This window comes from Syntrophorhabdaceae bacterium, from assembly GCA_035541755.1.
In the GTDB taxonomy this organism is placed as follows: Bacteria; Desulfobacterota; Syntrophorhabdia; order Syntrophorhabdales; family Syntrophorhabdaceae; genus PNOF01.
In genome coordinates this window covers 1-10,431 of the sequence record DATKMQ010000064.1, presented here as the reverse complement: position 1 = coordinate 10,431, position 10,431 = coordinate 1, and the positions used below count along the sequence as shown (strand labels likewise).

Sequence of the window (10,431 nt, the reverse complement as noted above, 5' to 3'; positions counted from 1 at the left end):
CAGTAAGGGGAAGCAGCCTAGCAGCTGTGTCATGAATGAGCTCAGCGTAGATGCCACCCAGGCCGAACATAATAACATGGCCCAGAGTAGGGTCTTCGGTAACGCCAATAATCACTTCTGCGCCTGATTCAATCATGGGTTGTACGGTCACACCCTGCATCTGTCCCTCAAAGCCGAGGGCTGCCATTTTTGTTTCGATCTGATTGAAAGCCTCCTTCGCCTGTCCCGCCGACTGCACATTGAGAACCACTCCACCCACATCAGTCTTATGGGTAATCGTGGCGGAATACAGTTTGATTGCGACCGGAAAACCCAAACGGGTCGCAATTGCCGCCGCGTCCTCCGCCGTCTCGGCCACTTTTGTTTCCGCCATCCGTATACCGTAGGAGTTGAAAAGACTACTTATGTCTTCGGGCATAGCCCACAGGGGCCTCATAATGTCTCGGGTTAGAACGGTATTGATAATCTCGCGCCCCGTTGTAATATTAATATCCCCATACTGCACGATAGTACCTCGATGCTGTGTTCTTATTTCGCCGTATTTGACCGCATTGGCGAGGGCCCGGGCAGCGTCTTCAGGAAAGAGATAATAGGGCACGAATTTTTCGCCGGCCATTATTTTACCTTTTTCTTCTGTCTGTCCCACAAAGCAGGCGAGGACCGGCTTATTGTTTTGCACTATTACGGGTGACACCGCCTCTATGGCTTTCTCGATGCTTTCTATGCTCAAACCCGCGGGGGGCACATACATCGCCATAATGGCGTCGTTCTCGGGGTCCTCGGCTAGTATTCTCAGCGTATCCTCGAACTCCTGAGTCGTGACACCGGCCGTCAGGTCAAGAGGGTTGCCTAACCCGATATCACGCTTGATGACGGCTCTCAATTTTTCTGTTGTTTCAGAGGACAATTCGGGCAGGATCAGCCCGAATCGAGCGCAGGCGTCAGCCGCAAGTGTACCCGGGCCACCGCCATTTGTTAATATCGCTACTCGCCTTCCCTTGGGAACCGGCTGATTTGCCAGAAGCACCGCCGCTTGAAAAAGTCCCTCGATAGTGTTCATTCTGATGATACCTGCCTGCTGAAACAGCGCATCGGACAGGACATCGGGGGTCGCCATGGCCCCTGTATGAGACAGGGCGGCGCGCGAGCCCGCTGTAGTGCTTCCACCCTTGATCGCAAGGATCGGCTTGCTCCCAGATACCCTCCGCGAGATCCGGGTAAAGGCATCCGGATTGTCAAAAGATTCAAGATACAGCAGGATCACGTTGGTCGATGGGTCTTTCTCCCAGTACTGCAGCATATCGCTCGATGCTATATCCGCCCTGTTACCTACGCTGATATAACTGGAAAAACCGATATCAGCATTTTGAGCATACTTCAATATGCCAAGCCCTAACGCCCCGCTCTGGGACATAAAAGCGATACTTCCGTGGGGCGGAAATATGAGCGCGAATGTTGCATTGAGCCTGACCCGGGGATCAGTGTTGATTAATCCCATGCAATTCGGACCGATTATACGCATGCCGTATCCGAACGCCGTTTCACGTAAATCTGTCTCCAGTGCGACACCTTCGGGGCCTCTTTCTCTGAAACCGTCAGAAATGACAATCATACCCCTGACTTTCTTCCTTCCACATTCGTCGGCGACCTTTACGACCTGCGAAGCTGGCACCGCGACTATCGCTAAGTCTATGGCATCGGGGATATAGGACACCGAGGGATAGGTCTTCACCGCCATAACCGAGTTGGACGTCGGCGTGACCGGATAGACCACTCCGGAAAATCCGCTGCTTATCATCGACTGAAAAACCAGCTGGCCGATGGATCCTGCCCTGTTTGAAGCACCTATGACTGCAACCGATCTGGGGCTGAGTATATGCCGAAGAGAGTTAATCGTGGCGAGAAGTGCCCTCTCCTCTTTCTTCTTCATTACCTCAGGTGTCTTGGTCAGCGGGAAGCTCACATGGTCCACTTCGCCTATGTTCTTCTTTTTCATGTGGAACCCGTAACCCTTAAACACGGACATCATGATAGTGTTTTCGGGCAACACAAATGCCTCAAACGTATCGATACCATTCTTCCTGGCCACTATTGCCAGCCATTCTATGAGCTTTGTACCGATACCCTTTTCCTGATACACATCGTCTATGATAAAGCTTACCTCTGCGGTGGTCTCTGACGGCGTGCGACTATAGCGGCCCACAGCTACAATCTTCCTCTCACCTTCCTCTATCGCTTCCGCGACAAAAGCAAAGCTATCCACATAGTCAACGGTGCAAAACCGGAGCGCATCTTCGGAACCCATGCGTCTCGCCGGTCCGTGTAATCGAAGATACTTTGCTCTGTCGCTTAATCTGTCGAAAAATAGAAGCCAGTTTTCCGCGTCTTCTTTCTTGATCGGTCTGAAAAGAATAGCCGATCCATCCTTTAGAATCACTTGGCTTTCGTACTGTGAAGGATATTTGATGGTCGTGCTGCTTGACATGGCTCACTCCTTAATTATTGTTCTCTTCTTGCGTTCTCTCCCGGGAAAGCACCCGATTTTCCCTACTTCTCGCCTCGGTATATCAGACGTGCCCTATACAACCGGTTCCATAAAACGACCTCACAAGGCAAGATTCTTGTGAACCGAACGAAGAACACTTTTGCAAATCGCCAGGTCCTTTTCATCAATTCCCTCTTCGGCACGCCTGTCGATCTTCTGGACCATGACTGTCGCCCTCGCCATGATCTCGTTTCCTTTCCGCGTGAGAAAGATGCTTTTTTCCCGCGCATCTTCCTGATTAGGTTCTCTCTCAATCATTCCCAACGCTTCTAAAGGTGCCGTCAACCTTGCTATGGTGGTCTTATCTTTGAAGAGTTTTCGGGCCAGGTCCTTTTGAGACTGACCATTCTTATCCCAGAGATGGATGAGAATTGGCCACTGTTCAACCGTTATCTCCAGTTCTTGTTCAGACAACTCGCGATTCATATGCTTCCACATGGCGCGATAGAAGCGGGCGCAAAGATGGGCAATGGAGTCATCGAGGGAATATGTTTTTGATCGGTCCTTCATTAGTTGTAATATACAACTAATGTTCTCAAAAGTCAAGCAAATATCATGAAAGCGGATACCTTTTTAGAGAAGATATCCTTTTCAGGACAGGTACCTTGTCCGGCCTTTGAGAGGCAGGCTGACTTTCGAGACGCCGTAAGAGGCAAACTTCACGCTGAACCCAAATTTCTTGCATAGGCCAAGCATCTTCTCATTTCCGCTCAACACGGAACCATAAATCTCGTCCAGCTGCTTGTCCTGGCCTATGCCGATGAGAATGTCGATCAATTTTGCCCCTAATCCCATCCGCTGGTAATCGTCATGCACAAGAACGGCGAACTCAGCCTTTCCTGAGTCGGGCTCCATGACGAGCCTCGCTCCGCCGATCATTTTGCGTTTTCCTTCATGGCTGATCTCTGCGAGAATGGCTATCTCGCGATCATAGTCAATATTACAAGATCGTATGAGGAGGTGGTGGGTTATTTCCGGAGGACTAAAAAACCTGTCCCGCAGCGTTTGCTTCGACAGGGTGGCGAACATCTCTCGGCTCATTGGTTCGTCTTCTGGCCGCACTGGTCTCAAAAGAACCTCGGTTCCGCTAGGCAGGTTCCATGTGGTCACGTACCGGGATGGGTAAGGGGTTATTACGAGATGAGGATACGAAGAAGAATCATCATAGTCACTGGCAAGAAGAACCTTCACTTCCTGGGCAAGTACATCTGACGGAGAAACGGACAAGACAAGTGCTAAGCTATCTATTTCGGCGAAATCAATCACGACGTTTGAAAAACTGATCAATATATCTTCAAGGTTCGTGGGTATCCCCTGTCCGCCACCAGCATCACTCAGAATGGCATAAACCTTTGTCTCTTCCAACAGACGTTTGGCAAGAGTCCGGTTGAGCGGTGGCAGACCCATCGACACGTTGAAAGCTCCTCCTGCTTTTTCACTCAAGACCAATATCGTGCGGAACTCGGGGTCCCGTCTCGATTCCACTTTCAGCCAATAGCCTTCCGGGACCGCTTTTTTCCAAAGGACCATTTCTGCATGTTCTCTGTCCAAGGATCCATCCCGATCAAACCTATTGAGCGTCTCCAACCAGGTCTTGCTCACCTGATCTTCAGACGTGAGAAGAGCCGGTACCTCATCTCCGTTTCCCCGAAGGTCGCGCATCCCGAACAATACAGGAAACCCAAATTCTTGGGCTTTCTTCAGAATCTCTTGGCCATCTGACACGACAGTCGTGTTCACGGTCCGGATTTGATAATTTTTCAAGAGGTCGAGCGAGTGGGCCGTACCAAGAATCCGTCTTCGCTTTATAATGGTGTCGCGTACCGCCTTCTTCAGGTAATTCTTAAGCGGGGCCCCGGCATGATCCACCTCGACGGGCGTCTCGTATAGGAGATTGATGTTTCTCCGATACCCGTACATATAGAGGTAGGTCTTCACCGCCTCTTCAGGTGTTGCGTAGGCGGGTACATTATTCTGCAGAAGTATGCGGCGGCCCTCGGCGGCGCGGTCGCCTCCTATCCAGGTTACAATGATTGGCTTCACGGCCTTCCGAGATATTTCTATAAGAGCCTGGGCAAGCCCCATAGCATCAACGGCAGCCCGCGGTGTATAGATCACAAGAACGCCGTCCACTCCCTCATCACTGAGGCAGGCCTTGACAGTGCCTATATAACGACCGGTCACTGAGTCACTCATGATTTCGATCGGGTTATCTCTGCCCCATCGCTCGGGCAGATAAAGATCGGGTTCGTCCGTTTTGCCGGCAGATATCATCGCGAGCTTTCCTCCAAGCCCGGTTAACGTATCGGTTGCTATAATCCCAACGTCACCGGCATCTGTCACGATGGCCAGTCTCCGGCCTGTGGGCAGTCGGCGCGAATCGAGCACCTTCGCCATGTTGAAGAGGTCCGACATCTCAGAAACCCTCACCACACCAACTCTTTTGAAAACCATGTCGTATACATGGTCTTCTCCTATCTGCCGTCCTGTGCGCTCCGCGGCTACGCGGGCGCCGATCTCGGACCGGCCTGGCTTGAGCGCGATGATAGGCTTATTCAAAGAGAAAGCTCGGGCCGCGCTGATGAACCGTCTTGCATCGCCCACGCTCTCCATGTAAATCATGATACTTCTAGTTTCGTAGTCATAGTTGAGAAAGTCTATGAGATCACCGTATCCAACGTCTATCATGGAACCGAGGGATGCAAACATGCTAAAACCCACGCCCATGGTGCCGCCCCAGTCGAGTATGGCGTCGCCCAAGGCCGGCGATATAAGGGCTATATTGCCGCGCTTCGGATCGGTGCTAAGGAAGGTAGCGTTGAGACCGATGGAAGGAAGGATCACCCCCAGACAGTTAGGACCAATAACCCTTATTCCGTACTTTTTGCGCACTTCAATGATTTGCCGTTCCAGCATCTTTCCCTGTGGATCTGTCCCTCTAAAGCCTGAGGATAAGATAATAGCGCCCGCCACGCCTGTTTTTCCACACTCTTCAATGATAGCAGGGACCGCTAACGCGGGTGCAGCGATGACAGCGAGGCTGACTTGGGAGGGTACCTCCGCGATAGATGGAAAACACGGAATCCCCAGAATGGTTCTTCTTTTGGGATTTACGGGATACAGCGGACGGTCCTTAACCCGAAGAAGGTTGGTCAACACCGACCTACCGATGGACTTCTCTTTTTCGGTCGCACCTATAAGGGCCACCGACCGAGGATTCAACATGTCTTTGAGGCTGCCCATGAATCTCCTCTTTCTTTGCGGGGGAGATTACCTACCGAACAATGCTTTCAACTAGTATGTTACTACTTCGTTGTGAAGACTGCAAAGGGTGCCTTTCCTTGGCGCGAAACCGGCGGTCAGAGGGGGTTGTAGGTGCAAGTTTTCCGCTACGTTGATCCTATCTCTCCGAAATGAGGTCCTTCATGAACCCTACTTGATGAATGTGCCCTTCCGATATTCGTCGAAGGCCATCTCCAATTCATCCTGTGTGTTCATCACTATGGGCCCGTACCAGGCTACAGGCTCGCCTATGGGTTTTCCCGATATGAGGAGGAAACGCACACTCCGCTCTTCGGTGGAGACCGTCACCTGCTCGCCTCGGTCGCAAAGCACGAGACCTGCATCGCCGATCAAGGGCCTTCTTTCCATGTCGAAGTAGTTTGCCCCTTCCATCTCGTAAGTGAACGGGTCTTTTTCGCGGCAAAACATAGCCTCTCCCTGTATCACATAAGCGAATACGGTGTGGCCCTGCTTGGTGGGATGGGTAAACTCAGAATGAGCGGGGATTGTCACGTCGAGATATTCCGGGTCCGTGACAATATCGGTAACCGGTCCTCGTGTGGTGCCCACCTTCCCGGAGATTACCCGGATCCTCACGCCTTTTCCCACAGATATCTCCGGTATCTGGCTTGTCACGAGCCCCCGATAACGAGGGCCCATCATCTTGTGGGACGCGGGCAGATTGGCCCAAAGCTGAAAGCCACCCATCCTGCCGGATTCGTCCCCTTTGGGCATTTCCTGATGGATGATGCCGCTACCAGCCGTCATCCACTGGACGTCTCCGCTCCCGATGGCCCCTTTGTTTCCCATGCTGTCCCCGTGTTCCACGTTGCCCTTTAGCACGTAGGTGATAGTCTCAATTCCGCGGTGGGGATGCCAGGGAAAACCTTTGAGATAATGCTGCGGATCATTGTTACGAAAGTCGTCAAGAAGCAGAAAGGGGTCAAACATGGGCACCTCACCGGCACCGAAGGCCCTTCTCAGATGGACCCCCGCCCCTTCGATCGTGGGCTTGCTTCTCATAACCTTTTTTATCTTCCTGTCTCTTACCATCTCCACCCTCCACACACATGGGCCGATGTCGCGCAGATTATGATCGCCACGTTTGAGTCGCCGTGGTGCGAGCATTCATAAGCCCGATAGGCCCTTCTTGAAACATAAGTCCTATTCGGTAGATAGGCAATAACCCATACAGCCGTAGAAATCACAGCCAGCCGTTGCGTGAGGGGAATTACCCTCGCCTGGGTACTTTCCACAGAATACTCTCAGTGCTTATGCTTAAACATGCGAAGGGACGCATGACGAAATAAGATGTAAGGAGGGACAAATCATGGCTACTTCGACAGGTATCGAGCTCGCTCAAAGCATCCGTCTAAAGATAGAAGACCTGAAGAAGGTGTGCGCCGGGGTCGACGAGAACATGGCCTCTCGAGCGCCCGTCGAGCGGTGGTCACCCAAAGAAATCCTTTCCCACCTCTTGGGACCGGAGGGCACGGGTCGACTGGCTATTTTCCAGGCCTTCCTCACCGCAGAGACTCCAACGATCACAATGCATACGGCAAACCCGTTTTTCTCAGAGAAGCGTGCCAAAATGACCTTCGCACAGATCCTGTCGGAAGTTGAAAGGGAGTATGAGGACATTGCCAGATTTGCCGAAGGCTTGTCCCCGGAGCAACTCGACCGAAAAGCCCATATCCCTGCGCTCAAAGAATCTCCCCTGGGGGAATATCCCACGTTAGGCGCGTTTTTGGCCGGTGTGGGTGGCTATCACGTTCAATTCCACGTTGATCATATGCGTGAAATCCTGCAGGCCCTGGGCGCGCCGGCAAAGTAGCATGAGATCGTGTCTCTTACAAACTTACGCATCGGACCTTTAGGCTTTACCACTGTCCGGGGCGCAAACAGGTAGACGATAAAGGGGTGAAAGACCCGTCCTGTCTGAGAAAACCTGTAAAGCAACTTGAAAAAAGGAGATTGCTACGACATGGGAAAGACGCTCTGGAAAGGATTGATTCGATTGGGGGGCCTCGATGTACCGGTAAAGCTTCATATGGCGGTGAAGGAGGAGCGAATCCAGTTTCATCTTCTTCACCGGCGCGATCACGTGAGACTCAAACAGCAGATGGTTTGCATGTACGAAAAGGTTCCTGTTCCGCCGGAAGAAGAGATCCGGGGGTTTGAGCTGAAGGATGGGGAATATGTACTCGTGGACCCTGAGGAACTGGAACAAACCGGGAAAGCGGAAAGCCGGACAATTCAGATACGTGAATTCGTGAGGGCGGGCGCCATCGATCCTATTTTCTTCGACCGTGTCTATTATCTGGAGCCAGAGCCTCCTTCCAAGCGATATCTCACGCTGGCGAGCGTTTTGACAGAGATGGGTGTGCAAGGAATATGCACCTTTGCCATGAGGAAACGGGCTTATGTAGCGGCCCTGCAGGCGGGCGGGATCATGCTCCGGTTGCACATCCTGCGGTACGCCGATGAAGTCATCCCTGTGTCCTCTCTCGAATTGCCGGATGTGACCCTGTCCGAAAAAGAATTGAAGATCGGGATCGATCTGATCAATCATCTAGCCGGTCCTTTTCAGCCGGAAAAATTCGTGAATGAACATGAGAAGAAGCTGCAGGATTTGATCGACAAAAAAGCTCGAGGGGAGAAAATCGCAATCTTGAGACCGAAGCGTGTGAGACCCACGCCCTCAGACAAGCTGCTTGAAACCCTTGAGGCAAGCTTGAAGAGGGTCGCATAAATGAAAGAGCGTTCGTCCAAAAGGATTCCATCCGTATCGTCTGAGAACACCTCTGACGAGCCCGCGCTGCACACTATATGGAGCGGAACCATCAGTTTCAGTCTCGTCGCTATTCCGGTACAACTCGTCAAGGCCGTTAAGCCCGGCCGCGTGCTTTTTAGAATGCTTCACGGCAAGGATTACTCCCCGCTCTCAAGGAGGATGTATTGCCCGCGGGAGAACAAGATAGTGCACCCGCACGAGATCGTAAGAGGCTACGAGATTGGACCCGATGCCTACATAGTGGTGACCGATGAAGAGCTGGAGTCCTTAACGCCCGAGAGAAGTCGTACGATCGAGATTATAGAATTCGTCGACGTAGAAGACGTGGACACGATCTACTATGATCATCCCTACTATGTTGTCCCTCTCAAGGGGGGTGAAAAAGCGTACCAGCTTCTCGCCCGGGTGATGAGCCGCACAGGCAAAGCAGGGCTCGCCAAGTTCGTGTTAGCAGAGCGTGAGTATGTCGTGGCCGTAAAAAGTGTTGGAGGAGCACTGGCCCTTTCCACCCTTCATTACAGCCAGGAGATACTCTTAAGCGATGACATCGCGCCCAGGCATGAAAAGATTGGTTCAGAGGAAAAGGGCCGCATGAAGAAGATCGTTAAGGAAATGGTCTCCGATTTCAATCCAAAAATGTACGCCGACGAGCGACGAAACAAGATCTTAAAGCTTCTGGAGAAAAAAGCCAAGAAAGGCCTTACTGTAGAGGCACCACAAATGGCAGAGGCAGAGGGGGGAGGTGGACCTTGTCAGGGTACTGGAGGAGAGCATGCGCAAGGTGAAGGGACACCGGTGAAAAAAATCGTTGCCGAGGTGTCAGGAAAGAAGCTTTCCCTGTCCAATCTCGAAAAGGACCTCTATCCTTCCTATGGCTTTACCAAGGCCCACGTATTGGAATACTACCGCCGGATCGCCCCCTTCATTTTGCCGCATCTGAAGAATCGGGCGCTGACGCTCAAGCGCTATCCGGACGGTGTGGATGGGAAATTCTTCTTTGAGAAGCGCTGCCCTGCCCATCGTCCGTCCTGGGTAGCTACAGCGAAGGTTCAGGATCAAGGGGAGAAGATGACCGTCTGCCTTGCCAACGATCCAGGCACGCTCCTGTGGGTAGAGAACCTCGCGTCTCTCGAACTGCATGTACCGCTCGCGCGGGCGTTCTCCCCCATGGCCCCCGATTACGTGGTCTTTGATCTTGATCCGGGGGAAGGAGCCGGTCAGCTTGACTGCGCTCGAGTGGCACTCATTATCCGGGACCTGCTCTCAGAATTGGGGCTTGCCTGCCACGTAAAGACCTCCGGCAAGAAGGGTCTCCACGTGTACGTCCCCCTTAACCGCAAGGAGGCCACCTTCGGTCAGACCGCAAGTTTCTCCAAGGCCACGGCAGAAGCCCTGCAGCGCTCTTATCCTGATATGGTCACTTCCAAAATCGCCAAAGAACATCGAAAGAAAAAGGTTTTCATCAACTGGTCCCAGAATCACGCCTCTAAGACCATGGTGTGCGTCTATTCCCTCCGGGCCCGTGAAAGACCATTGGTTTCGTTTCCTCTTACCTGGGAAGAGCTGCAAGAATCACTCACCCGGGATGATCCGAACAAATTGAAGGTCTTACATTCCGAGGCGGTGATGAGACTCGAAGAATCGGGTGATTCTTTCGGCGAGGTGCTCGCCCGTAAACAGACCCTCCCCTATCTGTGACATGAGATTGAAGGACTATATATCGAGACGGAAATTCGAGAGCACACCCGAACCCGGACCGGCCTTAGGCCGCTACGCAAGCCTTGAGAGAGCGCCTAGACTGACTTTTGTT

General features: G+C 52.3%; 7 protein-coding genes. 3 read left to right on the top strand and 4 right to left on the bottom strand.

What is annotated here, in order from left to right:
- The 4 genes from VMT62_05760 to VMT62_05745 form a co-directional block, all read right to left on the bottom strand.
- Positions 1–2,485, bottom strand: a 2,485-nt coding sequence (locus VMT62_05760; GenBank protein HVN95914.1) for a GNAT family N-acetyltransferase, incomplete at its 3' end; no start/stop codon positions are given.
- A 120-nt stretch (positions 2,486–2,605) separates the two neighbouring features.
- The gene (locus VMT62_05755; protein HVN95913.1) at positions 2,606–2,971 is read right to left on the bottom strand and encodes a MarR family transcriptional regulator; all 366 of its coding nucleotides are present in this window, start codon (positions 2,969–2,971) and stop codon (positions 2,606–2,608) included.
- Between the two features lie 165 nt (positions 2,972–3,136).
- Positions 3,137–5,788: a GNAT family N-acetyltransferase gene (locus tag VMT62_05750; protein HVN95912.1), complete on the bottom strand. Its 2,652-nt coding sequence runs from the start codon at positions 5,786–5,788 to the stop codon at positions 3,137–3,139.
- Positions 5,789–5,977: 189 nt separating this feature from the next.
- Complete coding sequence (locus VMT62_05745) at positions 5,978–6,880, bottom strand: pirin family protein (GenBank protein ID HVN95911.1); 903 nt, start codon at positions 6,878–6,880, stop codon at positions 5,978–5,980.
- Positions 6,881–7,157: 277 nt separating this feature from the next.
- Here VMT62_05745 and VMT62_05740 point away from each other — a divergent pair, with 277 nt between their 5' ends.
- The 3 genes from VMT62_05740 (at position 7,158) to ligD (ending at position 10,319) form a co-directional block, all read left to right on the top strand.
- Entirely contained in the window at positions 7,158–7,661 is a 504-nt protein-coding gene (locus tag VMT62_05740) for a hypothetical protein (protein ID HVN95910.1), read from the top strand.
- 150 nt (positions 7,662–7,811) lie between these two features.
- A complete protein-coding gene (locus VMT62_05735; protein ID HVN95909.1) occupies positions 7,812–8,579 on the top strand; it encodes a Ku protein in 768 nt (255 codons plus the stop codon).
- Entirely contained in the window at positions 8,580–10,319 is a 1,740-nt protein-coding gene (ligD, locus tag VMT62_05730; GenBank protein ID HVN95908.1) for a non-homologous end-joining DNA ligase, read from the top strand.
- Positions 10,320–10,431: the final 112 nt, after the last annotated feature.